At 71.5% G+C, this 24,897-nt stretch carries 26 protein-coding genes and 1 tRNA gene; 5 read left to right on the top strand and 22 right to left on the bottom strand.

Features of this window, described 5'->3' with window-relative positions; genetic code table 11:
* Positions 1 to 75: 75 nt before the first annotated feature.
* The 14 genes from AOM00_RS12835 to AOM00_RS12770 form a co-directional block, all read right to left on the bottom strand.
* Positions 76 to 312: an HGxxPAAW family protein gene (locus AOM00_RS12835; protein WP_062518167.1), complete on the bottom strand. Its 237-nt coding sequence runs from the start codon at positions 310 to 312 to the stop codon at positions 76 to 78.
* A gap of 35 nt (positions 313 to 347) precedes the next feature.
* Positions 348 to 1,898: an anthranilate synthase component I gene (locus tag AOM00_RS12830; RefSeq protein ID WP_062518166.1), complete on the bottom strand. Its 1,551-nt coding sequence runs from the start codon at positions 1,896 to 1,898 to the stop codon at positions 348 to 350.
* Complete coding sequence (gene hisI, locus AOM00_RS12825; protein WP_062518165.1) at positions 1,895 to 2,260, bottom strand: phosphoribosyl-AMP cyclohydrolase; 366 nt, start codon at positions 2,258 to 2,260, stop codon at positions 1,895 to 1,897. Before hisI ends, AOM00_RS12830 begins: the two co-directional genes overlap by 4 nt.
* 144 nt (positions 2,261 to 2,404) lie before the next feature.
* On the bottom strand, positions 2,405 to 2,812 hold the full coding sequence (locus tag AOM00_RS12820; protein ID WP_156159172.1) for a hypothetical protein: 408 nt from the start codon (positions 2,810 to 2,812) through the stop codon (positions 2,405 to 2,407).
* 158 nt (positions 2,813 to 2,970) lie between these two features.
* Positions 2,971 to 4,746 (bottom strand): ABC transporter ATP-binding protein, encoded by a 1,776-nt coding sequence (locus AOM00_RS12815; protein WP_062518163.1) that lies wholly within the window; start codon positions 4,744 to 4,746, stop codon positions 2,971 to 2,973.
* Entirely contained in the window at positions 4,743 to 6,611 is a 1,869-nt protein-coding gene (locus tag AOM00_RS12810) for an ABC transporter ATP-binding protein (protein WP_062518162.1), read from the bottom strand. Before AOM00_RS12810 ends, AOM00_RS12815 begins: the two co-directional genes overlap by 4 nt.
* Complete coding sequence (hisF, locus tag AOM00_RS12805) at positions 6,608 to 7,378, bottom strand: imidazole glycerol phosphate synthase subunit HisF (protein ID WP_062518161.1); 771 nt, start codon at positions 7,376 to 7,378, stop codon at positions 6,608 to 6,610. The genes AOM00_RS12810 and hisF overlap by 4 nt, the downstream gene beginning before the upstream one ends.
* A complete protein-coding gene (locus AOM00_RS12800) occupies positions 7,378 to 8,304 on the bottom strand; it encodes an FKBP-type peptidyl-prolyl cis-trans isomerase (RefSeq protein ID WP_156159171.1) in 927 nt (308 codons plus the stop codon). Before AOM00_RS12800 ends, hisF begins: the two co-directional genes overlap by 1 nt.
* Positions 8,305 to 8,345: 41 nt before the next feature.
* Complete coding sequence (gene pafA / locus AOM00_RS12795) at positions 8,346 to 9,755, bottom strand: Pup--protein ligase (RefSeq protein WP_062518159.1); 1,410 nt, start codon at positions 9,753 to 9,755, stop codon at positions 8,346 to 8,348.
* 18 nt (positions 9,756 to 9,773) lie between these two features.
* Positions 9,774 to 9,962 carry a ubiquitin-like protein Pup gene (locus AOM00_RS12790; RefSeq protein ID WP_062518158.1) on the bottom strand — a complete coding sequence of 63 codons (189 nt, stop codon included), beginning with the start codon at positions 9,960 to 9,962 and terminating at the stop codon, positions 9,774 to 9,776.
* A gap of 10 nt (positions 9,963 to 9,972) precedes the next feature.
* On the bottom strand, positions 9,973 to 11,487 hold the full coding sequence (gene dop, locus AOM00_RS12785; protein WP_062518157.1) for a depupylase/deamidase Dop: 1,515 nt from the start codon (positions 11,485 to 11,487) through the stop codon (positions 9,973 to 9,975).
* Positions 11,487 to 12,896, bottom strand: a complete 1,410-nt coding sequence (gene arc, locus AOM00_RS12780) for a proteasome ATPase (RefSeq protein WP_062518156.1) — start codon at positions 12,894 to 12,896, stop codon at positions 11,487 to 11,489. Before arc ends, dop begins: the two co-directional genes overlap by 1 nt.
* On the bottom strand, positions 12,896 to 13,903 hold the full coding sequence (locus AOM00_RS12775) for a tRNA (adenine-N1)-methyltransferase (protein WP_062518155.1): 1,008 nt from the start codon (positions 13,901 to 13,903) through the stop codon (positions 12,896 to 12,898). Before AOM00_RS12775 ends, arc begins: the two co-directional genes overlap by 1 nt.
* 73 nt (positions 13,904 to 13,976) lie before the next feature.
* Positions 13,977 to 15,092, bottom strand: coding sequence for a M50 family metallopeptidase (locus tag AOM00_RS12770; RefSeq protein WP_169746857.1), 1,116 nt, complete (start codon positions 15,090 to 15,092; stop codon positions 13,977 to 13,979).
* A gap of 102 nt (positions 15,093 to 15,194) precedes the next feature.
* Here AOM00_RS12770 and AOM00_RS12765 point away from each other — a divergent pair, with 102 nt between their 5' ends.
* The gene (locus AOM00_RS12765; protein WP_228373504.1) at positions 15,195 to 16,028 is read left to right on the top strand and encodes a RecB family exonuclease; all 834 of its coding nucleotides are present in this window, start codon (positions 15,195 to 15,197) and stop codon (positions 16,026 to 16,028) included.
* Between the two features lie 64 nt (positions 16,029 to 16,092).
* On the opposite strand, the gene AOM00_RS12760 is transcribed toward AOM00_RS12765, so the two are convergent.
* On the bottom strand, positions 16,093 to 16,782 hold the full coding sequence (locus AOM00_RS12760; protein WP_062518153.1) for an HAD family hydrolase: 690 nt from the start codon (positions 16,780 to 16,782) through the stop codon (positions 16,093 to 16,095).
* 24 nt (positions 16,783 to 16,806) lie between these two features.
* Between AOM00_RS12760 and AOM00_RS12755 the strand changes: the two genes are divergently transcribed.
* On the top strand, positions 16,807 to 17,673 hold the full coding sequence (locus AOM00_RS12755; protein WP_062518152.1) for a PAC2 family protein: 867 nt from the start codon (positions 16,807 to 16,809) through the stop codon (positions 17,671 to 17,673).
* Positions 17,674 to 17,895: 222 nt separating this feature from the next.
* Here AOM00_RS12755 and AOM00_RS12750 read toward each other — a convergent pair whose 3' ends face one another.
* On the bottom strand, positions 17,896 to 18,759 hold the full coding sequence (locus AOM00_RS12750) for an undecaprenyl-diphosphate phosphatase (RefSeq protein WP_062518151.1): 864 nt from the start codon (positions 18,757 to 18,759) through the stop codon (positions 17,896 to 17,898).
* Positions 18,760 to 18,825: 66 nt separating this feature from the next.
* On the opposite strand from AOM00_RS12750, the gene AOM00_RS12745 reads away from it, so the two are divergent.
* Positions 18,826 to 19,788 (top strand): aldo/keto reductase, encoded by a 963-nt coding sequence (locus AOM00_RS12745; RefSeq protein WP_062518150.1) that lies wholly within the window; start codon positions 18,826 to 18,828, stop codon positions 19,786 to 19,788.
* A 64-nt stretch (positions 19,789 to 19,852) separates the two neighbouring features.
* Here AOM00_RS12745 and AOM00_RS12740 read toward each other — a convergent pair whose 3' ends face one another.
* Positions 19,853 to 20,164 (bottom strand): hypothetical protein, encoded by a 312-nt coding sequence (locus AOM00_RS12740; RefSeq protein WP_062518149.1) that lies wholly within the window; start codon positions 20,162 to 20,164, stop codon positions 19,853 to 19,855.
* Positions 20,165 to 20,206: 42 nt separating this feature from the next.
* Here AOM00_RS12740 and AOM00_RS12735 point away from each other — a divergent pair, with 42 nt between their 5' ends.
* Positions 20,207 to 20,464: a DUF5703 family protein gene (locus AOM00_RS12735; protein ID WP_228373503.1), complete on the top strand. Its 258-nt coding sequence runs from the start codon at positions 20,207 to 20,209 to the stop codon at positions 20,462 to 20,464.
* Positions 20,465 to 20,478: 14 nt separating this feature from the next.
* Here AOM00_RS12735 and AOM00_RS12730 read toward each other — a convergent pair whose 3' ends face one another.
* The 5 genes from AOM00_RS12730 to AOM00_RS15645 all read right to left on the bottom strand — a co-directional run bounded on the left by AOM00_RS12730 (position 20,479) and on the right by AOM00_RS15645 (position 24,289).
* Positions 20,479 to 21,054: a GNAT family N-acetyltransferase gene (locus tag AOM00_RS12730; protein WP_062518148.1), complete on the bottom strand. Its 576-nt coding sequence runs from the start codon at positions 21,052 to 21,054 to the stop codon at positions 20,479 to 20,481.
* A 1-nt stretch (position 21,055) separates the two neighbouring features.
* On the bottom strand, positions 21,056 to 22,354 hold the full coding sequence (locus AOM00_RS12725) for a M20/M25/M40 family metallo-hydrolase (RefSeq protein WP_062518147.1): 1,299 nt from the start codon (positions 22,352 to 22,354) through the stop codon (positions 21,056 to 21,058).
* A 19-nt stretch (positions 22,355 to 22,373) separates the two neighbouring features.
* Positions 22,374 to 23,774: a glycosyltransferase family 39 protein gene (locus tag AOM00_RS12720; RefSeq protein ID WP_062518146.1), complete on the bottom strand. Its 1,401-nt coding sequence runs from the start codon at positions 23,772 to 23,774 to the stop codon at positions 22,374 to 22,376.
* Between the two features lie 156 nt (positions 23,775 to 23,930).
* Positions 23,931 to 24,018: transfer RNA gene (locus tag AOM00_RS12715), tRNA-Leu, on the bottom strand.
* 127 nt (positions 24,019 to 24,145) lie between these two features.
* On the bottom strand, positions 24,146 to 24,289 hold the full coding sequence (locus AOM00_RS15645) for a GPGG-motif small membrane protein (protein ID WP_169746856.1): 144 nt from the start codon (positions 24,287 to 24,289) through the stop codon (positions 24,146 to 24,148).
* 233 nt (positions 24,290 to 24,522) lie between these two features.
* On the opposite strand from AOM00_RS15645, the gene AOM00_RS12710 reads away from it, so the two are divergent.
* The gene (locus AOM00_RS12710; protein WP_062518145.1) at positions 24,523 to 24,894 is read left to right on the top strand and encodes a hypothetical protein; all 372 of its coding nucleotides are present in this window, start codon (positions 24,523 to 24,525) and stop codon (positions 24,892 to 24,894) included.
* The last annotated feature ends 3 nt before the right edge of the window (positions 24,895 to 24,897 follow it).

Genomic DNA, 24,897 nt, shown 5'->3' with positions numbered 1-24,897 from the left:
CGCTCCCACCCATATCGCCCACTCTACCGCCGGGCGTGGGTCGGCTCTGACGGCCCAGGCGCACGGCGGGCAGCCTCATGAAAGCGGCTGGCCGTGGCCGAGCGCGCGCAGCGCCGCGCCGGCGGCGAGCGCCACCACGGCGACGCCGATGCCGGCGAAGGTGAGGGCGTGCACGGGGATCGCGATCCCCACGGAGGCGAGCACCGCCGCGAGCACGAGGCCCCAGTTGGTCACCCACGCGGCGGTGGTCTTGCCGTGGTTGTGCGGGGCGATGTCGGGAAGGTCCTGCGGCTCGAGGTGCACGCTCGACATGGGGTTCTCCTTGGGGACTTAAGGTGAAGTGCGCGTCAGTCTAGCGAAGCCGGGGCAGGCTCCAGGCGCGATGCGGTGGCGATCGCGCGGATGAGCGCGGCCGCCTTGTGACGGGTCTCCGCCGCCTCGGTCTCAGGGACCGAGTCGGCGACGATGCCGGCGCCCGCCTGGACGTGCGCGGTCCCGTCCTCGATGAGCGCGGTACGGATCGCGATCGCGGTGTCCATGTTGCCCGCGAAGTCGAAGTAGCCCACGGCGCCGCCGTAGAAGGCGCGCCGCGTCGGCTCGATCTCGTCGATCAGCGCGATCGCACGCGGCTTGGGCGCGCCGGAGAGCGTGCCGGCCGGGAACACGGCCGTGAAGACGTCGAGCGCGGTGTGCTGCGGCTCCACCGCGCCCACCACCGTCGAGCAGATGTGCATGATGTGCGAGTACCGGTTGACCACCATGAACTCGAGCACCTCCACCGAGGTGGGCTCGCAGACCTTGACCAGGTCGTTGCGCGCGAGGTCGACGAGCATGACGTGCTCGGCGATCTCCTTGGGATCCGCGAGCAGCTCCTCCTGGAGGCGCTTGTCCTCGGCGGGGTCGGCACCGCGCGGCCGCGATCCCGCGATGGGGAAGGTCGACGCGCGGCCGTCCTTCACCGTGCACAGCGACTCGGGGCTCGCGCCCACGACCGCGAACTCGCGGCCCTGGTCGTCCTCGAGCTGGAAGTAGTACATGTACGGGCTCGGGTTGAGCGTGCGCAGCACGCGGTAGACCTCGAGCGGGCTCGCGTCGCACGGCACGTCGAAGCGCTGCGAGGGCACCATCTGGAACACCTCGCCGTCGCGGATCGCCTCCTTGGCGAACTCCACGGCCTTCTCGTACTCCCCCGGCGCGCTGCGCTGGGCGATGACGGGCTCCTCGCCGCCGGTCAGCACGGACACGGGGCCCGTGGGCGCGTTCGCGAGGGAGCGCTGCATGCGGTCCAGGCGGGACACGGCGTCCGCGTAGGCGTTCTCGATGCCCGTCTCCTGCGCATCCGCGTTGACGGCGTTGGCGATCAGCCATACGGAGCCGTCGCGGTGGTCGATCGCGGCGATGTCGGTCGCGAGGAGCAGGAGCACGTCGGGCACGTCGAGCTCGCGCGGCGCCTTCATGGGCAGCGTCGGCTCCCACTGCCGGATGATGTCCCAGCCGAGCACGCCCACCATGCCGCCCGTGAGCGGAGGCAGGCCGGCGATGGACTCCGAGCGCATCTCCGCGAGCACGTGACGGATCACGTCGAGCGGCGCGCCGTCGGTCAGGCCCACGGGCACGTCCCCGCTCCACCGCGCATCGTCCCCGTCGACCGTGAGCATGGCACGGCTGTGGACGCCCACGAAGGACCAGCGTGCGCGCGAGCCGTCGGGCTCGGCGGACTCGAGGATGAACGTGCCGGGACGCTCCTGCGCGAGCGCCTGGTACACCGCCACGGGCGTGAGCGAGTCGGCGAGCAGGCGGCGGACCACCGGCACCACCCGGTGCGAGGCGCCGATCTCGACGAAGCCCTCGAGCGACGGCCAGGTCTGACCCCACTCGATGCGCGGCGCCTCGGTCATGCCTGCTCCCCCAGGCCGTCGACCGCGCCCAGGTCTCCCCCGGCCTCGAAGCACGTGCGCGTGCCGGTGTGGCACGCGGGTCCCTGCTGGTCGACCTCGAGCAGCAGCGCGTCGCCGTCGCAGTCGAGGCTCGCGCGCACCACGCGCTGGACGTTGCCGGAGGTGTCGCCCTTGCGCCACAGCTCGCTCCTGGACCGGCTCCAGTAGACCGCGCGCCCGGTGGTGAGGGTCTCGTGGAGCGCGTCGTCGTTCATCCACGCCACCATGAGGACCTCACGGGTGTCATGCTGCTGAACCACGGCGCACACGAGGCCGTTCGGGTCGCGCTTGAGGCGCGCTGCGATGTCCGCGTCGAGAGGCATGCGGCTTATCCTTCCACGCGCTCCCCGCTGACAGCGCCAACGGAGTTCGCGGCGACACGCCGGGGAGAACGGACGATGCCGGGGTTCGGCGCGGCGTGTCGGCTCGAGATCCGTCCGGGCTGTCCGAGGAGGACGCCCCGTGGCTCAGCCCTCGACGGGCTCCGAGACCATGCAGTGGCGCTCCATCACGAACCGCCACGGCTCGGAGAGCTTGAGGTGGGTGCCGATGGGCACGTCCGAGCCGAACAGGCGCGCGAGACCCTGGCACGCGGCGACATCGGCCGCCGCGGCGCACACATCGGGCAGGCCCTCGAGGCCATGCCGGAAGCAGACCTCCTGCACCGTGTCATGCGCGAGCTTCCACGAGGCATGCCAGTCGCCCACCAGGAAGTCGGTGTCGGACAGGAGGTCGAACACCTCGGTGAGGCCCATCCTGCGGGCCTTGGACAGCTCGATGACCTCGCGGATGCCGAGGCCGGGCAGGCGCTCCATGTGGTCGTCGAACGCCTCGAAACGCAGCCCGCGCACACTGGCCGCCAAAGACTCCGACACTTTCCGCTCCTCCAGCTGTGGGCCGCCCCTCAATGCGTCCCTGGGCGATATCAAACCACTCGTCTCACCTGTTGACACGCATCTTCTTGGCGCGTCCGCACCCGAGGTGACGAACGTCACCCCGGGCGAAGCGGACAGACCCGTCCTGCGAGGGGACCTCAGTCCCGCGTCTGGGCGACCCAGGCCGCATGGAGGCCCGCGTAGATGCCGCCGGCGGACACCAGCTCGTCGTGATGACCGAGCTCCACCAGCTCGCCCTGCTCCATGACGCCGACCACGTCCGCGCGCTCCGCAGTCGACAGGCGGTGGGCGATCACCACGGCCGTACGGCCCTGCATGAGCGACTCGAGCGCACGCGAGATCCGCACCTCCGTCGCGGGGTCGACCGCCGAGGTCGCCTCGTCGAGGATCAGCAGGTCGGGGTCGCGCAGGTACGCCCGCGCGATCGACACGAGCTGGCGCTCGCCTGCGGAGAGCAGCTCGCCGCGCGGCCCCACATGGGTGTCGAGCCCGTGCGGCAACGTCTTGACCCAGCCCTCGAGGCCCAGGGACTCGAATGCGGCATGCGCACGGCGCGACACGTCCTCCTGCGTGGCGCCGGGCAGCGCGTACGCGAGGTTCGACAGCACCGAGCCGTCGAACAGGAAGCCCTCCTGCGGCACCACGGCGACGGAGCGGCGCAGCGAGCTCATGGGCACCTCGCGCAGGTCGACGCCGCCGACCTTCACCACGCCTTCCGTCGGGTCGAAGAAGCGGGACATGAGCCGCGCGAGCGACGTCTTCCCCGATCCCGTCTGGCCCACGAGCGCGAGCCGCTTGCCGGCGTGCAGCTCGAGGTCGACGCCCTTGAGCACCTCGGGTCCGCCGGGGTAGGTCAGCCGGATGCCCTGCATCGACAGGTCGCCGCGGCCGTGCGGGATGGGGGTCCCGTCCTCGGCCGGGTCCGCGATGGTGACCTCCTCGTCGACCAGCTCGACCACGCGACGCCAGCCCACGAGCGCGCGCTGCATCTCCGCGAGCATCTCGATGATCCACATGAGCGGACCGGAGAACATGTACACCAGGAACGCGAACGCGACCACGGTGCCCACGGAGATGTCGCCGCGCAGCGCGAGGTGCGTGCCGCCGATGAGCGCGATGCCCGTCGCGAGCGACTGGCCCAGGACGGTCGAGGAGAAGTTGAGCGACGCGAGCACCGAGGCCCGCTTCTCGGCCTTGAGGATCGCGTCGATCTCCTCGCCCAGCTGGTCGCGCATGCGCTGCTGGACGCCGTAGGCGCGGATGGTCGAGATGCCCACCAGCTGCTCGGAGGTCTTGCCGAGCAGATCCGCCATGCGCGTCCGCGTCGCGTCGAAGGCGGCGCGCACGCGCGGCTGGATCCACAGCAGCGACATCACCATCGGGATGAACGCGAGCAGCACCAGCAGCGACAGCTGCCACGAGTACGCGAGCATCACCAGGAACACCACGGCGGACTCCATGGCGGCGATGATCATCGCCGCACCCGTCCACTGCATGAGGTCGCGCATCGTCTCGACGTCGCCCGTCACACGCGACACGTACCGGCCGCGCTGCTCCTCGTTCTGGGTGAGCACCGACAGCTCGTGCACCTTGCCGAACGCGCGGATGCGCAGCGTCGCGAGCCCCGCCTCCGCGGCGGTGACCATGCGCATGCGCACGCGCCACGCGAGCAGGGCGGAGATCACCAGGATCACGACGCCCGCGGCGGCGTAGCGCACCACCACACCCGTGTCGACCCCGCCGGGCGCGAGCAGACCGAGGTCCGTCACGCGCTGGGTGAGGAACGGGGACACCGCTCGTCCGGTGGCGGCGAAGGCCGCAAGCGTGAGCGTCACGCCGAGGCCCTGGCGGAACTCGGGGCTCAGCTGCAGGCCGCGCCTGAACAGCTGTCGCGTCGTCATCTGCTCGCTCATCCCACGTATCCCGCCTGCTCCTCGGCCTGACGGCGCGAGTCCTCCTCGTATGCGAGCACCAGCTCGCGGTAGCCCGCGTCGCGGCCGATGAGATCGGCGTGCGCGCCCGCGTCCACCACCCGGCCACGCTCCACGTGGACGATGCGGTCGGCCAGCATGATCGACGCGAGCCGGTAGGCGATCACCAGCACCGTCGGGCCGTCCTCGCCGGCGAGGCCGGTGAGGATCTCGCGCTCCACGCGGGGATCCACGGCGCTGGTCGCGTCGTCGAGCACCAGCACGCGCGGCTCCCGGACCAGTGCGCGTGCGAGCGCGAGGCGCTGACGCTGGCCGCCGGACAGGTTCATGCCGCGCTCGGCGAGCACCGCGTCGAGCCCCTCGCGGCCGTCGCGCGAGAGCTTCTCCACCACGTCGATCACGTTCGCGCGGCGCAGGGCCTCCCACACGGCATCGTCCGTGTGGTCCTCTCCCAGCGTGACGTTGTCGCGCACGGTGCCCGCGAAGACGAATGCGGTCTGCGGGACGAGCGCCACGTGCGATCCGAGCCGTGCGATCGCCTCGAGGTCGGTCGAGTCGAGCGTGACCGTGCCCTCGGAGGGGCGCGCGAGACGCGCCGCCGCAAGCGCGACCGTCGACTTGCCCGACCCCGTCGAGCCCACGAGCGCCGTCACGGTGCCCGGCGTGAGCTCGAGCGTGATGTCGCGCAGGATGACGGACAGCTCGCCGTCGCCGTCGTCCGCGGCGATGGAAGCGCCGTCGAAGCGCACCGCGCCCGCACCCTCGCGCGCGAGCTCGAGGTGACCCGGCTCGTCGACCTCCGTGGCCGCCTTCGCGATGCCGCCGATGCGCCCGAACGCGACGAGCGCCTGCGGCATCTGGCCGAGCACCCAGCCGAGGCCGCGGATCGGCACCGCCATGAGCGTGACCAGGTAGATCGCGGAGACCACGTCACCGACCGAGACCGCTCCCACGGAGGCACGGAACGAGCCGACGACCATGAGCGCGACGGCCCCCAGCGGCACCACCACGTCCATGAGCGGTTCGAACCACGCCGAGGTGTGGCCCACGCGGGTGTCGGCATCGCGGAGCTCGTTGGCGACCTTGGCGAAGCGCTGCGTCTCACGCTCCTCGGCGCCGAGCGCCTTCACCACCGTGCCGCCCTCGAAGGACTCGTGCGCGATGGTCGAGACGTCCGCACGGAGGCTCTGACCCAGGTCCCAGCGCGGCGTGATCACCTTCTCGTAGACCACGTTGACCGCGAAGATGATGGGCACCACCGCGAGGCCGGTCACGGCCAGCCACGGGTCCATGCGCCACATGCTGATGCCCGCGGCGATCATCATGACGAACGAGCCGACGGTGAACGCGAACGGGTGCAGCGGCGACGTCGCCGTCTCCGAGTCGGAGGACATCGCGGACAGCATGCGACCCGACGGGTTGGAACGGTGCCAACCGAGCGGGAGCGAGGCCAGGGCATCGGCCACCACACGGCGGTGCTTCGCACCGACGCCGGCGACCCCGAAGCCCTGCACGGTGCGGCGGATGCCGACCAGCACCGCGTTCGCGATACCGATGAGCAGGAAGGCCGCACCGGCGACCCAGATGGCCCGCGACGGATCCTGCGTCACCGTGCCCCAGTAGCCCTCGATGGGCTCGCCCGCGACGCCGGGGATCACCACCTCGTCGGTGATGTCGCCCAGCAGCGTCCCGAACAGGACCGTGAGCAGGCTGAAGGCCGCCGCGGCCGCGACGGCGATGGCGAACTGCCAGGGCTGCTCGCGCACGGCGTGTCGCAGCAGCTGGGCAGCCTTGCGGGTGAAGCGGCCGGACGTCTCGTACCGGCGCGCCTGATCGCGCGATGTCATCGGACCTCGATCCCTGCCTCTCGCATCGCGTCCTTGACCTCCTGGATGGTGAGGGTCCCGAAGTGGAACACCGAGGCGGCGAGCACCGCGTCGGCGCCGGCCTGCGCTGCCTGCACGAAGTGCTCGACCGTGCCCGCGCCGCCCGAGGCGATGAGCGGCACGCTCACCACCGCGCGCACCGCGCGGATCATCTCGAGGTCGAAGCCGTCGGTGGTGCCGTCCGCGTCCATCGAGTTGAGCAGGATCTCCCCTGCTCCCAGCTCGGCGCCGCGCCGGGCCCACTCGACCGCGTCGATGCCGGTGCCCTTGCGTCCGCCGTGGGTGGTGACCTCGAAGCCTGACTCGGTGACCGTGTCGGGACCGCATCGCCGCGCGTCCACGGACAGCACGAGCACCTGGTTGCCGAACCGCTGCGCGATCTCGGAGATGAGCTCCGGACGCTCGATCGCCGCCGTGTTGACGCCGACCTTGTCCGCGCCGGCACGCAGCAGCCTGTCGACATCCTCGGGCGCGCGCACGCCGCCGCCCACCGTGAGCGGGACGAAGACGGTGTCCGCGGTGCGTCCCACCACGTCGTAGGTGGTGTCGCGGCCGTCGGACGATGCGGTGACGTCGAGGAACGTGACCTCGTCGGCGCCCGCCGCGCCGTACGCGGCCGCGAGCTCCACGGGGTCGCCGGCGTCGCGCAGGTTCTCGAAGTTGACTCCCTTGACCACGCGGCCGGCGTTCACGTCGAGGCACGGGATGAGTCGGACTGCCACGCCCATCAGGCGCTCCCTTCCGGGTTCCAGACATCGAGGATGTCGACGACGAAGACCAGCGTGCCCTTGGTGGCGTAGCCGTAGCTCGCGGGCACCACGAGCAGGACCTGGGAGCCGGCCGTCTGATCAAGCAGGCCCTCGTCGAGCCCCCGGATGACCTGGCCCGAGCCGATCTGAAGCTCGAACGGCGCGGCCTCGACCGGCCAGGACGAGTCGAGGACGTCGCCCCTCTTCCAGCTGCCGTCCTCGTCCTTGCCCTTCGACCAGTACCAGGCGGTGTAGTTGACCGTGAGGTACGAGCCGTCCTTGACCTGCGCACCGGCGCCCTTGATGAGCGTCGCCACCTGCAGGTCCGCCGGCGGGTCTCCCTTGGGGAGCTCCACCGACGGCTCGCCGGTGACCTCGTCGAGCGTGACGGCAGGCAGGTCCGGGTTGGCCGCGACCTCGTCGCCCATCGCATGGTCGGGAAGGACGTCGACCACCATCGCGATCGGCGGCTCCTCCGTCCCCGCGTCGCTTGACGGCGGCGCGACCACGAGCAGCCGCGCCCCCACACGCACGTGCAGCAGCCGCTGGTACAGCTCCTCGCCCACCACCTCGGGGGCGAGCAGGAACGACCGCGGCAGCCCGTCGTACGTGTTGATGAGCGTCGTGCCGTCATCGAGCGAGGCGCCGTAGATGTCGAGCAGCAGCGGCTGGCCGTCCTCGAGGTGCTCGCCGTCGCCGTCCCACACGAGCTCGGACTGCTCGGTCGTGTAGTCCAGGCCCGGGATGAACTCGAGCGACGGGGCGAGCGTGTCGGATCCCCCGATGACGATGTCGGCGATGTCGCCGCCGGTCGAGGAGCTGGGCTCAGCGGACAGCGGAGACGCGCTGCAGCCGCCCAGGGCCAGGGGCACAAGGGCGAGCGCAAGCACGGCAAGGCGACGCATCACAGGGGATTCCTTTCGGGACCCGTCGAGTCTACGACTGGTCAGGGGGTCGCGAGCGCGTCCAGGAGCGCGTCGACGCGCGCGTCCTCGGAGCGGAACGGGTCCTTGAGCAGGACGGTCGTGCCGGACGCCCCCGCGATCTTGAGATGCACCCAGTCGACGGTGAAGTCCCTGCCCGACTCAAGCGCCTTCGAGACGAACTCGCCGCGCAGGTGCGCACGCGTGGTCGACGGCGCCTGGGTCATCGCGCGCACGATCGCCTCCTCGGGGACGATGCGCCTGACCAGGCCCTGCGCCTGCAGCTTCGCGAACAGGCCCCGCTCGGGAGAGACGTCGTGGAACGCGAGCTCGAGGCGCGCGAGACGAGGGTCGTCGAGCGTGCAGCCCAGGCGCTCCTGGTAGCGCATGAGCAGCCGGTGCTTGATCGCCCAGTCGAGCTCGGTCTCCACACCGCTGAAGTCCTGCGTGCGCACGGCGTCGACGCCGCGCTGCCAGAGGTCCAGGATGCGGTCGACCTCCTCGGTGCGCTCGATCACGCCGCCCAGGTGCGAGCGCACCAGCTCGATGTAGGTCTGCTGGACTTCGACCGCGGTGAGGCGGCGTCCATCCACGAGCTCGACGGTCGCCGTCCCGGTGAGGTCATGCGCCACGTCGCGGATGGCCTGCATCTCGCGCGCCAGCGTGAGCTCGGGAAGGATCGCCCGGGCCTCCATGATGCGGAGGATCAGGTCGGTCGCGCCCACCTTCACCAGGGTGGTCGGCTCGGCCATGGTCGAGTCGCCGACGATCACGTGCATGCGTCGGTAGAGCTCGGCGTTGGCGTGCGGCTCATCGCGCGTGTTGATCATGGGGCGCGACCGCGTCGTGGCGGAGCTGAGCCCCTCCCACATGTGGTCGGCGCGCGGCGAGAAGCTGTAGTGGGCCCCCTGCGGGGTGCGCGTGATGGTGCCGGCCCCGGTGACGATCTGCCGCGTCACCAGGAACGGCAGCAGCGCGGAGGCGAAGGCCTTGAAGTCGGCGCGGCGACGCACCAGGTAGTTCTCGTGGCAGCCGTACGAGTTGCCCGCAGAGTCGGTGTTGTTCTTGTAGAGGTGGATCTCGCCCTCGACGCCGGCGGCGCGCAGGCGCTCCTCTCCCCCGGCCACCAGGTCCTGCACGATGCGCTCGCCGGCCTTGTCCATCGCGATGAGGTCGGTGAGCGTGTCGCACTCCGCGGTCGCGTACTCGGGGTGCGCGCCTACGTCGATGTACAGCCGGGACGCGTTGGTGAGGAACACGTTGGAGGAGCGCCCCCACTGGACCACGGAGTGGAACAGGTGGCCGGCGACCTCCTCGGGCGTGACGGCGCGCGAGGCGGCGGAGTCGAGGTGCAGGCCGAACTCGGTCTCGAGCCCGAAGATGCGACGGGCGGGATCGACCTCGAGCGGCGGCGGGATGTCGGTCGGGATCATGGGCGCGAGGCCGGCGGCCTACTGACCGCCCTTCTGCACGAAGGAACGGACGAACTGCTCGGCGTTGACCTGGAGCGAGCCGTCGATCTCCGCGAGGAGGTCGTCGAGCGCATCGCCGCTCGCCTGCGCCGCCGGGGCGGGTGCGGGGGCGTCCGGCTCCGGGGTCTCGTCCTCGTAGGGCTGTCCTTGCGCGTTGAGCTGGGCCATGATCGCGAGTCTATCCGGCCATCAGGGCGTCGAGGAGGGGGTGGCTCGCCGCGAGCGGCTCGTCCAGATGCACCACCTCGAGATGCCCGTGGTCCGTCTCCCGGTCGAGCACCACCGTGCTCCACCCGGCCGCATCGACCACGTCCGGGCGTGCGGCGACGATGCCGCCGCGCAGCCGGGCGCGCGTGTCCTGCGGCGCGGTCGCGACGGCCGCCGCGACCTCCTCGTCGGTGGCGATGCGCTCGACCTGGCCCGCCGCCGCGAGACGGGTCGCGAGGCCGTCTCCCAGGCGTGACCACTGGAGGTCCATCGCGGCGAGCCGGGCATCGTGCCATGGCAGGCCGTCCGGCGACTCGGGCGAGGCGTGACGCGCGCGCATGCGCCCCAGGAGCTGGAGCTTGGCCACCCACTCGACCTCGCGCGCCGCGCTGAACAGATCCGTCGCGAGCCGCTCGAGAACGCCCTCCCAGCGCGCGATCACGGCGGCGTCGCCTGCATCGGTCGCGTAGCTGCGGCAGATCTCGAGCAGCGCGCGCTGCACCTCGAGCGCGCTCGCCTGATCCCCGTCGGCGAGCACCAGGCGCTCGCGCAGCGAGAGGTCGCGGCTCACGGTCTGCACCGCATCGACGGGATGGGCGAGCTCGAGGGTGTCGAGCCGCTCGTCATCGGCCTCGATGGCCGCGAGGACCAGCGACGTGGTGCCGATCTTCAGGAACGTCGCGACGTCGAAGAGGTTCGCGTCGCCGATGATGACGTGCAGGCGCCGGTAGCGGTCGCGCGTCGCGTGCGGCTCGTCGCGCGTGTTGACGATGGGACGGCGCAGGGTGGTCTCGAGACCCACCTCGGCCTCCATGTAGTCGGCGCGCTGCGACAGCTGGAAGCCCGCCGCCTCGCCGAACTGGCCCAGTCCCACGCGCCCCGCGCCTGCGAACACCTGACGGGTCACCAGGTGGGGCGTGAGACGACGCGCGAGGTCGTCGAAGCTGGTCGACCGGCGCACCAGGAAGTTCTCGTGCGTGCCGTAGCTCGCACCCTTGCCGTCGACGTTGTTCTTGTAGAGGTCGACGCGCGTGCCCTCGTCCGCGGCGTAGCGCTGCGCCGCCGCGAATGCGATCGCGTCGCCCGCGCGGTCCCACACCACCGCATCGTGCGCGCTGGTGACCTCCGGGCCCGAGTACTCGGGATGCGCATGATCCACGTAGAAGCGGGCACCGTTGGCGAGCACCGCGTTGAGGTGCGCCGGGTCCTCCCACGAGCCGCGCCGGCGCCGGAGCGTGACCTCGCCCGCGGACTCGTCGAACTCGGGTGCGTCCGTCAGCAGGTCCGGTGTCGCCTGCGCGCGCGAGCGGCGGAAGCCTCGCTGGTCCTGGAGCGGGTCCTCGCCGCCGTAGTCCCAGCGTGCCGTCCGGTCGCCCGCCCCGGCACGGCACGCCTGCACCAGGCGCGAGGACATGAGGATGGGGTTGGCGCGCGGCTCGTCGGGGTCGACGATGCCGTACTCGGTCTCGATCCCGACGACGCGCATCAGGCCCCCGCGAGTGTGCCCGCGGCCACGGCCCGGGCCTCGGCGAGCTCCTGGTCCGCCGCGTGCTCGAGGTGCGCGCGAGTGAGGCCCTTGGGGTACCCGGCGACCACGCCCTTGATGGCCGCGGTCTTGGCGCGGTCGACGATGTTGCGCACCACGGCGCCCGAGACGTGACGGTCGGCGTCGGCGTGCGCGAAGATCCTCGCGACCCCCGTGTCGATGAGCGCGCGGGCCGTGGCGTCGCGGTCGCCGCCGTGCGCATCGAGCTCGACCTGCGCGAGCGGCAGGTCGGTACGCAGGTACTTGCCGAAGATGTCCGCGGTCGCCGCCTGGCTGGGCCGCGAGATCTCGATCTTCACGTCGAGACGCCCCGGACGCAGGATCGCGGGGTCGATCATGTCCTCGCGGTTGGAGGCGCCGATGACGATGACGTTGCCCAGCGCCTCGACGCCGTCGAGCTCGGTGAGCAGCTGCGGGACGATCGTGGTCTCCATGTCGGAGCTCACTCCGGAGCCGCGGGCACGGAACAGCGCGTCCATCTCGTCGAAGAACACCACCACGGGTGCGCCGCCGTGCGCCTTGGCGCGGGCGCGCTCGAAGATGGTGCGGATGTAGCGCTCGGTCTCTCCCACGTACTTGTTCAGCAGCTCGGGGCCCTTGACGGAGAGGAAGTAGGAGCGGTCCGCGCCCACCGCCTCCGCGAGCGAGTGCGCGACCGCCTTCGCGATGAGCGTCTTGCCGCAGCCGGGCGGGCCGTAGAGCAGCAGGCCGCGCGGCGGACGCAACGCGTGCTCGCGGTACAGCTCGGGGTGCGTGAGCGGAAGCTCGATCGCGTCGCGGATGCGCTCGATCTGAGGCGCCAGACCGCCGATCGACGCGTAGTCGATGTCCGGGACCTCTTCGAGCAGGAGGGCCTCGACGCCCGTGCGCTCGACCTTCTCGGACGCGAAGCCCGTGCGCGGGTCGATGATGACGGTGTCGCCCTCGTGCACGCGGCGCGCGGCATCACCGCCGATCAGGGTGACCACGCGCTCGTCCTCGCCGCGCGACACCACCAGGATGCGGTCCTGGTCGACGACCTCGCGGACGATCGCGGCCTGACCGGTGCGCTCGGGCCTCGCGACGTCGACGACGACGCTCATGGCGTTGAGCAGCACCTCGTCGCCAGGCGCGAGGTCCACCTCGAGCGTGGGCAGCACGGCCACGCGCATCCGCCGGCCGCTCGCGACCACGTCGGCGTTCCGGCCCGACCACTCGACGAACGTCGCGAAGGTCTGCGGGGGCTGCGAGGCCTCCGCCAGCTGGGTGCGCATCTCCCCCAGCTGGTCGCGCGCGAGCGTGAGCAGGCGCTGGAGATCGGCGTTCTGCCGCTCGAGCCGCGCGATGACGTCCTGCGCCTCGGCCACCATCAGTCCTCCTCGTCGGCGCGGTTGAGGACGATGTCCGCCACCGCGGTCGCGTCGCGGCGCACCTTGCGGACCTTCTTGTCCGAGACGCCGCGCTCGCCCAGGTCCTCGGGCGTCCACTGCTCCTCGTGGGGGTAGGAGCCCTTCGCGGGGCGTCGGTGACGCAGCGGGGCGTCCACGCCGGGCGCCATGCGGCGCGCGGTGAGCAGGAAGCCGGTGTGCCCGACCATGCGGTGGTCGGGACGCACCGCGAGGCCCTCGAGGTGCCACGTGCGGACCATGGTCTCCCATGCACGGGGCTCCGTGTAGCCGCCGTGCTCGCGCAGGTCCTCCGCGAGGCGCGAGAGCTGCGTGGTGGTCGCGACGTACGCGAGGAACACGCCGCCGGGCGCGAGCGCATCGGCCGCCGCGTCGATGTTCTCCCACGGCGCGAGCATGTCGAGCACGATGCGGTCGACGGTGCCGGGCTCGAACGCGTCGCCCACACGGTCCGCGAAGTCGCCGATCTCGAGCCGCCACGCGGGGTGCGGGCCGCCGAAGTGCGACTCGACGTTGGCGCGGGCGATGTCGGCGAAGTCCTCACGACGCTCGATGCTGACGAGCTGCCCGGAGTCGCCGACGGCGCGCAGCAGCGACATGGTGAGCGCACCGGAGCCGACGCCGGCCTCGACCACGCGCGCCCCGGGGAAGATGTCCGCCATCTGGATGATCTGGCCCGCGTCCTTGGGGTACACGACCGCGGCCCCGCGCGGCATCGACAGCACGAAGTCGCTCAGCAGCGGGCGCAGCACCAGGTACTCGATGCCGGCGGTGTTGCGGACGACGCAGCCCTCGGGCTGCCCGATGACGTCGTCGTGGTGGAAGAGGCCCCGGTGGGTGTGGAACTGCTTGCCGTGACCGAGGACGATCGTGTGGTGACGGCCCTTCGGGTCGGTCAGCTGGACGCGGTCGCCTGCACGGAGCGGGCCGCGGCGCTCGGACGCGCCGACGGGCTCGGAAGTCTGGGTCATGCGGCCAGTCTAGGGCGCGCGCACGAGGCCGAACGCGGCCCCGCTGGCCCCTGTCCCGCGCGCGGCGGCGCCCTCAGCTGAGCGCGTCCTTGACGTCCTCGAGCTTGGCGATGCCGACCGGCAGGCCGTCCTTGTCCGTCACCACGAGCACATCGGTGCGCCCGAACCACGGCACGACCGCCTCGACCAGCGCCTGGCCCGTGGCGTCCGCCGGGATCGCGGCGCCGCGCGCCAGCGGCATGGTGACGGCGATCAGCGTGGTGGAGGCGCGTGCCTCCTCCGGCACCGCCTCGGTGAGGCTCACCGGGAAGTGCCCCGCGGGCTGCCCGTCCGCGGCGAGCACCACGACCTCGCGTGCCCCGGCCGCGGTGGCGAGCTCGCGCGCCTCCGTCACGGTCGAGTCGTACGGGATGGCGACGGCCGGCGCCGAGACCGACAGCGCCGTGACCTGCTCGCGGCGGCCCAGGACGGTCGCCGCGCGCAGCTCGGCCGACGATGCCGGCCAGATGACGGAGAACAGGAACATCGCCCACACGGCGGAGATGAGGTCGACGCCCCGGCCCTGGACCAGCGGCCAGCCCACGGCGAGCACCACCACGGCGACCGCGACGATGCGACCGCCCTGCGCCGCCCAGCGGTGGCCCTTCCACCGGTCGCCGGAGGATCCCCAGACGATCGCGTTGACCACGCGGCCGCCGTCGAGCGGGGATCCCGGGAGCGCGTTGAAGGCGGCCAGGATGAAGTTGAGCAGGCCCGCGTACCAGAGGACCTCCCCGGCGGTGCCCTCGAACGCGTTCGCGGCGACGATCGCGAGGCCTCCGAGCGCGGCGTTCGCGAACGGGCCGGCGGCCGCGATCACCCCGGTCTCGAGGGGCTTCGGGTCCGCGCTCCTGAACTGGGTGTGACCGCCGAAGAACGTGAGGACGATCTCCTCGACCTCGCGCCCGAAGGCGCGGGCCGCCGCGGTGTGCGCGAGCTCGTGGACGAACACCGACACGAACAGCAGGATCGCGACCGCGAGCCCCAGCGCGAAGCCGTGGCGCGTCAGGCCGTCCTCCCCGGTGCCGTAGAAGGCGGCCAGGATGAGCGCCATCACCAGCGTCGAGGGGGTGAGGACGATGCGCGCGCCCAGCACGCTTCCGAGCCTGATGCCGCGGGTCGCCCGGGTCCGGGGGGAGGGCCTGTCCATGCCCCCACGGTAGCGGCGCGCACCGACACCACGGTGACACGCGCGCATGGTCGCCTGGGGACGGACGCCGCGCTGTCGGAGCCTGGATCTAGGGTTGTCGGCATGGCTCGACCTCCCGCCCTGTCCCCCTCGCGCGCCGGCGACTTCCAGCAGTGCCCGCTCATGTTCCGCTACCGCGTCGTGGACCGGCTTCCCGAGCCGCCGTCCGCCGCCGCGACGCTGGGGACGCTCGTCCACGCGGTGCTCGAGAAGCTGTACGACCTCCCCGCGCCCGAGCGCACCGTGGAGGCCGCGCACGCGCGTCTCGAGCCGCAATGGCGCGCGATGGTCGCGAAGGACCCCGCGCTCGCGGAGCTCCATGCCGACCCCGCCGCAGAGGAGGCATGGCTCACGGACGGGCGGCAACGTCTCGCGACCTACTTCGAGCTGGAGAACCCCCAGCGGCTCGAGCCCGCGGCACGCGAGGAGTTCATCGAGCTCCAGCTCGAGGACGGGCCGCTGCTCCGCGGGATCGTCGACCGCGTCGACATCGCGCCCGACGGCGCCATCCGCATCGTCGACTACAAGACCGGGAAGACCCCGGACCCGCGGTACGGCGCCAAGAAGGAACGCTTCCAGATGCGCTTCTACGCGCTCGTGATCGAGCGCCTGCGCCAGCGCCGGCCCGCGCTGCTCCAGCTCCTGTTCCTCAAGGACGGCGGCCGGCTCGAGATCCGCCCCACGGGCGACGACATCGCTCAGATCGAGTTCGAGATCCGCGAGATCTGGGGCGAGATCACCGCGGCGGCGGCGGCCGGCCGTTTCCGCACCCGCAGGTCGAAGCTGTGCGGATGGTGCAGCTTCCAGGACCGGTGCCCGGAGTTCGGCGGCGCCGAGCGCCCGCTCGATCCGGACGCGGTCGAGAGGGCGCTCGGGGTCAGGCCCGTCACCGCGTAGCCACGGGCGCCCGCCAGGCATCGCGGACGGAGGGCGCTCGGGAGCACCCCGGGGAGCTCACCGCTCAGGCGGTCTCACCGAAGTCGTCGACCACGTGGCCGTCCACCAGCCGTCCCAGCATGTCGACATCGAGACCCGCGAGCGATGCCACGCGGGACAGCCCGGGACGCTTCTCCACCGGGATGAGCCGACGCACGCCGATGGTTGCGGCACCGGAGGCATGGGCGGAGCCGATGCCCGCGGGCGAGTCCTCGATCGCGATGCACCGCGTGATGTCCACACCCAGGCGTTCGGCCGCGGTGAGGTACGGCTCGGGGTGGGGCTTGCCATGGGTCACCTGGTCGCCCGTCACCACCACGGCGAACGCGTCCGCCGCGCGCGACACGAAGGCGTCCGCGAGCATCGAGTAGGACATGGTGACCAGCGCGCACGGGATGCCGGCCGACACGACCGCGTCAAGGAGGCCCCGCGCATCGTCCATCCACGGTGTGCGCTCGCGCACCTGCGCGGTGACGCGTCCGAGCAGGTAGGTGATGACCTCCTCGGGCTCGAGGTCGACCCCGCGCTCGATGAGGACCTGCGCGGAGACCAGGAGCGGGTTCCCCACCAGCTGGAGCCCGTCCTCATGGGTCCAGCCGACGCCGAAGCTGCGGCACAGCTCGGTCTCGGCGGCGATCCAGTACGGCTCCGAGTCGATGAGCGTGCCGTCCATGTCCCAGAGGACAGCGGCCGGGTGCGTCGCCTTCTCATTCATATAGGCCGAGTCTAGGCTGGCCGAATGACCCACGAGAGCGACCCCGCCGCCCTGGCCGCCGACCAGTCCGTCATGATCGCCGCGTTCGAGGGCTGGAACGATGCAGGCTCGGCCGCCTCCGCCGCCCTCGATCACCTCTCGCGGATGTGGAAGGCGCGCGAGTACGCGACGCTCGACCCCGAGGAGTACCACGACTTCCAGGTGAGCCGCCCGACCATCCAGTCCGTCAACGGCGGCGAACGGGTCATCTCGTGGCCCGGGACGGTCCTGTCGACCGCCACGGGACCGTGGGTGGGCGACCGCGAGATCGCGCTGGTCCGCGGCATCGAGCCGTCCATGCGCTGGCGCAGCTTCTGCCGCGAGATCCTCGACTACGCCGAGGATCTCGACGTGCACACGCTCATCACGTGCGGCGCGCTCCTGGTCGACGCGCCCCACACACGCCCGTTGCCGACGTTCGTCACCACGGAGGACGACCGCGCGGGCAAGGCCTTCGACCTCGAGCGCTCCGACTACGAGGGCCCCATCGGCGTGCTCGGCGTGCTCGGCCACGAGGCTGCGCTGCGCGGCATCACGGTCGTCTCCGTCTGGGTCGGCGTGCCGCACTACATCGCGCACCCTCCGAGCCCCAAGGCCACCATCGCGATCCTCTCGCAGCTCGAGCGCTTCCTGGGCGAGCCCATCGACCTCGACGACCTCCCCGAGGAGCTCGAGGCCTGGCAGCACGGCGCGGACGAGCTCACCGAGGACGACGAGGAGATCGCCGCGCACGTCGAGCAGCTCGAGTCCGTCATGGATGAGACGAGCCTCCCGGAGGCCTCCGGCGATGCGATCGCCGCGGAGTTCGAGAAGTTCCTGCGTCGGCGCGACCTGGGCAACGGGAAGGCCTAGGCCCTCCCCCCGCATCGTCCGCTCCCCGGATCGGGGCAGCCCGTCCTGGCCGCGCGTCCTGTCCGTGCTGCGTCGGGACGGTCCGAACTGGTGCGGCTCACGGCGCCGCGCGCTCACCAGCACCCACGGTCCCGGCGGCGCCCGGCGGCACGCGATGACCGGTGCTGGATGTTCCGACCCTGCGGGTGGGAGGGGTCCGTGGGCGGGTGGACGATGCGCGCGTCAGGTCGCCGTGATGGCGCCGGCGGCGAGCAGTCCCACGATCACACCCGAGAAGGCGAACCGGTACAGCACGAACGGCGTGTAGCTGTGGTGCGAGACGAGGCGCAGGAACCACACGATGACGGCGTAGCCGACCCCGAACGCGACCACGGTCGCGATCGCCGTGTTGACCAGCCCGGCGGCACCGGGAGCGCTGAGCGTGTCCCACTCGGTCGCCAGCTCGAAGAGGCCCGAGCCGAGGACCGCGGGGATCGCCAGCAGGAACGAGACCCGCGCCGCGGCCTCGCGCGTCATGCCGAGCAGCAGACCCATGGAGATGGTGCCGCCCGAGCGGGAGACGCCCGGGATGAGGGCCATCGCCTGCGCGAGGCCCAGCAGGATGCCGTCCTTGATGGTGAGGTCCTCGAGGTTCCGGCGCTTGGAGCCGATGCGGTCGGCGAACCAGAGCACGGCGGCGAAGGCCGCGAGCACGAACGCGGTGATGTAGAGGTTGCGCAGGCTCGTCTCGATGACGTCCTTGAACAGGACGCCCAGGATCACGATCGGGAACGAGCCGATGATGACGTACCAGCCCATGCGCGCGTCATGATCGGGCGCGAGGATGGTGCGCTGCTTCCAGCCCTCCGCGGTCCTGTCCAGCAAGGCGCGGAACCACGCGGCGATGATGCGCGTGATGTCCTTCCAGAAGTAGACGAGCACGGCGGCCTCGGTACCGATCTGGATGATCGCGGTGAACGCCGCCCCAGGATCGGCCCCGTGCGGCAGCAGCGCGCCGATCACGCGGATGTGAGCGCTGGAGGAGATGGGCAGGAACTCCGTGAGCCCCTGCACCAGTCCGAGGATGACCGCTTCCCACCAACCCATGGCCGCAACACTAGCGCCCGCGCGTCGCGCCCCGAGGGAGGGCCGCACCTTCGATAGCGTCTCCCCATGCAGCGCGCACGGGTCGGTACCACGGGTCTCGAGGTGTCACGCGTCGCGCTCGGCACCATGGCGTGGAGCCGCGACACGGACGCGGAGCAGGCCGGCGGACAGCTCGATGCGTTCCTCGATGCCGGCGGCACGCTCCTCGACACCGCGGCGTCCTATGCCGACGGCGGCTCCGAGGAGCTGATCGGATCCCTCCTCGGCGGCTCCGTATCCCGTTCCGACGTGCAGATCTGCACCAAGGCCGGCATCCGTCGCACCGCGACGGGCGGCATGGTCGACGCCTCCCGCGACACGATGCTCGACACGCTCGACGCGTCGCTGCGCAGGCTGGGCACGGATCACGTCGACGTGTGGCTCGTGCACCAGCTCGACGCGGCGACGCCGCTCGACGAGACGCTCCACGCGCTCGAGATCGCCGTCAACAGCGGCCGCGCGCGCTATGTGGGCGTATCGAACTTCCCGGGCTGGGCCACCGCGAGCATCGCGACCCTCGCCGGCACCCGGCCGTCGCTCGCGGCGACCCAGGTCGAGTACTCGCTCCTCCAGCGCGGGATCGAGCGCGAGGTCGCGCCGGCCGCATCGGCCCTGGGTCTCGGAGTCATGGCCTGGTCCCCCTTGGGCCGTGGCGTGCTCACCGGGAAGTACCGCAGCGCGATCCCCGCGGACTCGCGAGCCGCCTCGGAGCATCTGTCCGGCTTTGTCGAGCCCTACCTCGACGAGCGCGCGGGAGCGATCGTGCAGGCGCTCGCCATCGCCTCCGAGGGCCTCGGCGTCACCCCGCAGGAGGTGGCTCTCGCCTGGGTGCTGGACCGGACCTTCATCTCCTCCGCGGTGGTAGGGGCGCGGACCGCGGAGCAGCTCGAGCCCTCGCTCGCGGCGGCGTCCCTGACGCTGCCACCCGCGATCGTCGACGCGCTCGACGAGATCTCCGCGATCGACCTGGGATACCCGGAGCGGCGATGAGCAGGGCGCGCACGGGCCTCAGCAGGAACGGCATGTGCGCGCGGACCCGCCGCGGCGAGGCGCCTCAGCGCAGCTGGAAGTCGTCGAGGTCGTCGTCGAGGGCGTCCTCGTCCTCGCCGGCGTGGGCGTCGAGGGCGTCGTCCTCCTCGTCGTCCTCCTCCGGCTCCTCGAGCTCGACATCGTCGAGCAGCATGGGCAGGGTCTCGCCGTACTCGACGTCGAGGACCGCCTCGTACCGGTCGAACGCGTCCGCCAGCGAGTCGTACGCGTCGTCGACCGAGGCGTCCTCGTCGCCGCGTCGCGCGAGGATCGCGGCCAGATGCTCCTCGTATGCCGCGACCAACAGCCTCAGCGCCTCATGCGCGTTCGAGTCCATGGCTATGACGTTACCTGCGGAACAGGGAGAATGGGAGGCGAGATGAACCACGACCAGCAGCGCATCGCCCACATCGTCACTCCGACGCGCGGCATGCCGTCGCAGGACAGCCGGTACCACTGGCGTGTGGTGGACATCCCCAGCGAGGTCACCCGCTCCGAGGCGCGCGCGCTCCTCACCGAACAGGCCGAGTACGGACGCTGGGAGCTGATCCGCTCGCAGCGGTTCGTCGGGGGCGCGCGGCGCGTGTGGCTGCGCAAGCGCGTCATGAACGTGCGCCGCACGGACGACGCGGCCTGACGCCTCGTCGCGCCTCAGACGGACGGTGCGAGGGTCACCCAGCGCTCGTCGACGCGGTAGCCGCAGGCCAGGCTCGCCGCCAGGATCGCCGCGTTGTTCGCGGAGCCGCCCGTGCGGAACACCACGACCCCGTCACGGAGCAGGCCGAGCAGCGACGCGGCCTTGACCGCCGTCGCGAGGCCTCTCCCCCGCGCGTCTCGCGCGACCACCGTGAAGTCGGTCTCCGCCCGGTCGCCGTCGACATCCACGTAGGTCATCGCCAGCACACGGCCGCCGTCCCCCACCACGCCCCACGCCCTCCGCACGCCGCTCACCGCGGCGCGCGCCGCCGTGAGCGGCGCATGCGCAGTCGCGGGCCCACCCGGGTAGTCCCCCACGGTGGCGGCGTCGAGCGCGAGCACCGCCGGGACGTCGCCCCTGGCAAGCTCCCGCAGGTCGCCGCAGGCCCGGGCCGCATCTGCCGCCACACGCAGCGCCGCCAGATCCCCGCGTTCCGCCTCGAGCTGAGCCGCCCAGGAGCGTGCGACCATCACCCAGCCGTCGGCGAGGCGCGACGCGACCCGCGCATCGTCCTCGCGAAGGACGACCACCTCAGCAGTCGGTCAGGAACCGCACCATGACCTCGGTGCCGAACTCGAGCGAGTCGATAGGCACGCGCTCGTCGATGCCGTGGAACAGTCCCGGGAAGTCGAGCTCGGGAGGGAGGCGGAGCGGCGCGAAGCCATAGCCCGCGATGCCGATCGTCGCGAGGTGCTTGTTGTCCGTGCCGCCCATCATCGTGTACGGCAGCACGATGGCCTCGGGGTCGTCGTAGGTCACCGCCTCGATCGCCTTATGGACCAGCGGCACGTCGAACGGCAGCTCGATCGACGCCTCGGTGATGTACTGCTCGACCTTGACGTGCGTGCCCGCAAGCTCCTCGATCTTGCGCAGCACCTGCTCCTGCTGGCCGTGGAGGAAGCGCGAGTCGACGTAGCCGCCCGCGGTGTCGGGGATGACGTTCACCTTGTAGCCGGCGTCCATCATGGTCGGGTTCGAGGTGTTGCGCAGCGAGGCCTCGACCATGCGGCCCACGGCGCCCAGGCCCGCGACCAGCCGGTCGACGGTCGCCGGGTCCTCGGCGTACTCGACGCCCAGCAGATCCGCGGTGCCGCGCAGGAGGTGCCCGGACGTGGGCGAGATCTCCATGGGCCACTCGTACGCGCCGATGCGCGCCATCGCGCCGCCCAGGTGCGCCACCGCGTTGTCGTGGTGCACCAGGGACCCGTGCCCCTGCACACCCGAGGCGGCGAGCCTCAGCCATTGCATGCCCTTCTCCCCCGTCTGGAAGAGGTAGACGCGCTTGCCCGCGACCTGGATGGAGAAGCCGCCGACCTCGGACACGGCCTCGGTGGCGCCGCGGAAGTCGTCGGGATGGTTCTCGACCATCCACTTGGCGCCGCGGTGGCCGCCGTGCTCCTCGTCCGCGAAGAAGGCGATGACGATGTCGCGCGCCGGCCTCACCCCGGCGGCGATCATCCGCCCGATCGCCGCGAGGTACATCGCGTCGACGCCCTTCATGTCGACCGCGCCGCGACCCCAGATCATCCCGTCCTTGACCTCGGCGCCGAACGGGTCGACCGTCCAGTCCTCGGGGAACGCGGGCACCACGTCGAGGTGGCCGTGCAGCACGAGCGGCGGGCGCGTGCGGTCGACGCCCTCCCACAGGGCCGTCAGCGAGGCACGCCCGGGCGCCGCCTCGCGGATCACCGGCTCGAGCCCGAGGTCGCTCAGGAACGTCGCGACATACTCCGCGGCGGCGCGTTCGCCGGGGCCCTCCGCGTCGCCGTAGTTCGAGGTATCGATGCGCATGAGGTCGCGCGCGAGGCGGACGACGTCGGACTCTGTCATGGCGACCAGGCTAGCGGTCTCACATCACCATGAAGCCGTTGGAGATCACGATCCCCAGCACCACCAGCCCCGCGAGGGAGAGCACGTAGACCAGGCGCCGGTACCCCGCCTTCCACGCGGCGATCACGATGCACGCGACGGTGCCCGGGATGAGCGCGAGGCCGTAGCGCCCGGTGACGTTCGGGAAGTACTGCGGCACCGCCGTGTTGAGGTACGCCTGCATCTGGACGATGGTCGGGTACAGGGCCGTGCCGGCGAGCACCATCCAGCCGAGCGAGCGACGCGCGGGCTCCTTGGCGCACGCGACGATCACCGCGAAGATCGCGCCGATCACCAGCACGTTGAGCAGGCGCGTCCACGCCACCATGAGCGCGACGTTGAGCGGCTCCTGGAGGTAGTAGTCCGAGGACAGGTTGAGGCCGCTGAACAGCGTCTCGAGCCATTCCGAGCCCGGCAGACCGAGCACGTCGCGCGTGTTGAGCCCCACGAGCGGGTTCTGCCAGTTCGGGTCGCCGCGGCCGCCCTGCCATAGCTGCCACAGCCCGTAGGGCACCAGGATGGCGGCGGCCATGGCCCCCACGATCGCGGCGTCGCGTCCGCGGGGACGACTCTGCGCCCAGTCACGGACCATGCGGAACGCGAGCAGCGCGCCGAGCGCGATGAACGGGATCGCGGCGATGGTCTTGGTCATGCCCGCGATGCCGGCGAGCGCAGCCGCGAGCCTCCAGTCCGCATCGTCGTCGACGAAGATGCGCGCCGCGAGCCATACGGCGGAGGCGCCGATCACCACGGTGGCCGCGTCGGGGTTCACGGTGGTGACCGCGTGCAGGACGCGCGGGAACGCCGGCAGGAGCAGCGGCGCGATGATCGCCGCCGCCGGGTCGATGCGCCAGCGCCGCAGCGCGATGAACATCATGTACATGCCGAATCCGAGCCACAGGACGCCGAGAAGGCGCGCTGCGGTGAGGAAGTCGGCGGTCGGGATGAGCGCGTCGACCGCTCGGGCGGGCACGCCCACCGCGAGGTAGTACAGGGGCGGATGCGAGAAGTTGTACTGCTGGCCCTCGTACGGGAACTCCCATGCCTCGGCGTCGCTGCCGCACTCGGGGAGCTCGTAGCGCTCCTGGCCCACGCAGGCCCAGGTGTCGCGGATCTCGGGGGCGATGATCGATCCCGCGTACGGGATCTCGAAGTGGGCGGCGCGCCACGCGTAGTCGGCATGCGTGGGCTCGTCGATGCGCGACATCGCCGTCCCGGGTCCGAGGACCACCGGCACCACGATCGCGGCGGCGACCGCGAGGTACAGCGCGAGCACGGCGAGCCGCGAACGCCGCGAGTCGCGGAACGATGCCGCCCACTCCTCGGCCATCCCGAGCCACTCGGAGGGCAGACGGCCCCTCTTCGCGTGCGTGACGGTCAACGGCGCTCCTCGCGTCGGGTGCGGCGCCGAGGTCCGGCGCGTTCACCGAATCGTAGCGGCGAGCGCAGGCACGATGCGCGTCGCGGCCCTCCCGAGGGGGCACGCCCGACCCCCGGGAACGCCGAAGGCCCCGACCTTGCGGTCGGGGCCTTCGTGTGGTGTCCGAGGGGGGACTTGAACCCCCACGCCCTATACGGGCACTAGCACCTCAAGCTAGCGCGTCTGCCAATTCCGCCACCCGGACAGGTGGTCCGAGGTGCTCTTCCGAGCTCCTCAGCGCGAGAAGAACTGTAGCACGGTCTCGGGGCCACCATTTTCACCTTTGGCGTCCAGGTGCCAGAAATAGGCCTTCTACCAGGGACGCCGCTCGGTCATGTGAAGATGCTGACGCCTCCCGGCCCCACGAGCAGCCCGACGACGATGAGCACGATGCCCCAGAGGATCTGCTTCTGGAACAGCCGGATGACACCGGCGACGACGAGGATCACGGCAAGGATCCACAGGATGAGCTCCATGGTGGTTCTACCTTCCTTCTTTGTCCTTCTTCTGTTGCGGTCATGCGAGTCCCGGGCACTGCGTGATGGTCAACCGCACGCGATGCCCCAGGTATTCCTCACCTCGTTGATATTCGCTCAGATCGGGGGAAGTTGCGCGGCGACGGCGAGGACCTTCGACCCGCGCGAGCCTGCACCTCGGGCGTAGCGTGGAAGGTGGGTCCCGGGGTCCGCGCGGATGCAGGGGGTGCGTCATGATCGCGTCGGCGAAGGATGTGGTCGCCACGGTGTTCGTGGCAGGGGCGCTCGCGCTCACCTGGGCGCACGTCACCGGCGCAGATCTCCCCTTCACGGACTCGGCCCGCATGACGGCCGGGCTGGTGTTCGTCTTCGGCCTGGGTGCCTGCACCACGGGCTCCGCCGATGCGTGGGAGTCGGATCCCGCGCGCAAGCGGTGGTACCACCGGGTGGGCTCCCTGCTGAGCATCGCCGCCGTCGCCTCGCTCGTGTGGGCGCTCGTCGCGGGCACGACCGCGGCGGTCGTCGCGCTCGCGGTGGTCGTGGGGGTGAAGTGGGCGCTCGCAACCCTGCGGCACCTGCTCACCCCGAGGCCGGCGGCTGCCTGATCC

The organism is Demequina gelatinilytica, assembly GCF_000971115.1.
GTDB classification, from domain to species: domain Bacteria; phylum Actinomycetota; class Actinomycetes; order Actinomycetales; family Demequinaceae; genus Demequina; species Demequina gelatinilytica.
The sequence above is the reverse complement of the archived record's forward strand: the minus strand, read 5'-3'. Positions and strand labels throughout refer to the sequence as shown.

Excerpts from the sequence above, each read along its gene's own strand:
- AOM00_RS12835 (WP_062518167.1), bottom strand. The coding sequence starts at position 312 with ATGTCGAGCGTGCACCTCGAGCCGCAGGACCTTCCCGACATCGCCCCG.
- AOM00_RS12830 (WP_062518166.1), bottom strand. The coding sequence starts at position 1,898 with ATGACCGAGGCGCCGCGCATCGAGTGGGGTCAGACCTGGCCGTCGCTC.
- hisI (WP_062518165.1), bottom strand. The coding sequence starts at position 2,260 with ATGCCTCTCGACGCGGACATCGCAGCGCGCCTCAAGCGCGACCCGAAC.
- AOM00_RS12815 (WP_062518163.1), bottom strand. The coding sequence starts at position 4,746 with ATGAGCGAGCAGATGACGACGCGACAGCTGTTCAGGCGCGGCCTGCAG.
- AOM00_RS12810 (WP_062518162.1), bottom strand. The coding sequence starts at position 6,611 with ATGACATCGCGCGATCAGGCGCGCCGGTACGAGACGTCCGGCCGCTTC.
- hisF (WP_062518161.1), bottom strand. The coding sequence starts at position 7,378 with ATGGGCGTGGCAGTCCGACTCATCCCGTGCCTCGACGTGAACGCCGGC.
- AOM00_RS12800 (WP_156159171.1), bottom strand. The coding sequence starts at position 8,304 with ATGCGTCGCCTTGCCGTGCTTGCGCTCGCCCTTGTGCCCCTGGCCCTG.
- pafA (WP_062518159.1), bottom strand. The coding sequence starts at position 9,755 with ATGATCCCGACCGACATCCCGCCGCCGCTCGAGGTCGATCCCGCCCGT.
- AOM00_RS12790 (WP_062518158.1), bottom strand. The coding sequence starts at position 9,962 with ATGGCCCAGCTCAACGCGCAAGGACAGCCCTACGAGGACGAGACCCCG.
- dop (WP_062518157.1), bottom strand. The coding sequence starts at position 11,487 with ATGCGCGTCGTCGGGATCGAGACCGAGTACGGCATCGTCGACCCCGAC.
- arc (WP_062518156.1), bottom strand. The coding sequence starts at position 12,896 with ATGGTGGCCGAGGCGCAGGACGTCATCGCGCGGCTCGAGCGGCAGAAC.
- AOM00_RS12775 (WP_062518155.1), bottom strand. The coding sequence starts at position 13,903 with ATGACCCAGACTTCCGAGCCCGTCGGCGCGTCCGAGCGCCGCGGCCCG.
- AOM00_RS12770 (WP_169746857.1), bottom strand. The coding sequence starts at position 15,092 with ATGGACAGGCCCTCCCCCCGGACCCGGGCGACCCGCGGCATCAGGCTC.
- AOM00_RS12765 (WP_228373504.1), top strand. The coding sequence starts at position 15,195 with ATGGCTCGACCTCCCGCCCTGTCCCCCTCGCGCGCCGGCGACTTCCAG.
- AOM00_RS12760 (WP_062518153.1), bottom strand. The coding sequence starts at position 16,782 with ATGAATGAGAAGGCGACGCACCCGGCCGCTGTCCTCTGGGACATGGAC.
- AOM00_RS12755 (WP_062518152.1), top strand. The coding sequence starts at position 16,807 with ATGACCCACGAGAGCGACCCCGCCGCCCTGGCCGCCGACCAGTCCGTC.
- AOM00_RS12750 (WP_062518151.1), bottom strand. The coding sequence starts at position 18,759 with ATGGGTTGGTGGGAAGCGGTCATCCTCGGACTGGTGCAGGGGCTCACG.
- AOM00_RS12745 (WP_062518150.1), top strand. The coding sequence starts at position 18,826 with ATGCAGCGCGCACGGGTCGGTACCACGGGTCTCGAGGTGTCACGCGTC.
- AOM00_RS12740 (WP_062518149.1), bottom strand. The coding sequence starts at position 20,164 with ATGGACTCGAACGCGCATGAGGCGCTGAGGCTGTTGGTCGCGGCATAC.
- AOM00_RS12735 (WP_228373503.1), top strand. The coding sequence starts at position 20,207 with ATGAACCACGACCAGCAGCGCATCGCCCACATCGTCACTCCGACGCGC.
- AOM00_RS12725 (WP_062518147.1), bottom strand. The coding sequence starts at position 22,354 with ATGACAGAGTCCGACGTCGTCCGCCTCGCGCGCGACCTCATGCGCATC.
- AOM00_RS15645 (WP_169746856.1), bottom strand. The coding sequence starts at position 24,289 with ATGGAGCTCATCCTGTGGATCCTTGCCGTGATCCTCGTCGTCGCCGGT.
- AOM00_RS12710 (WP_062518145.1), top strand. The coding sequence starts at position 24,523 with ATGATCGCGTCGGCGAAGGATGTGGTCGCCACGGTGTTCGTGGCAGGG.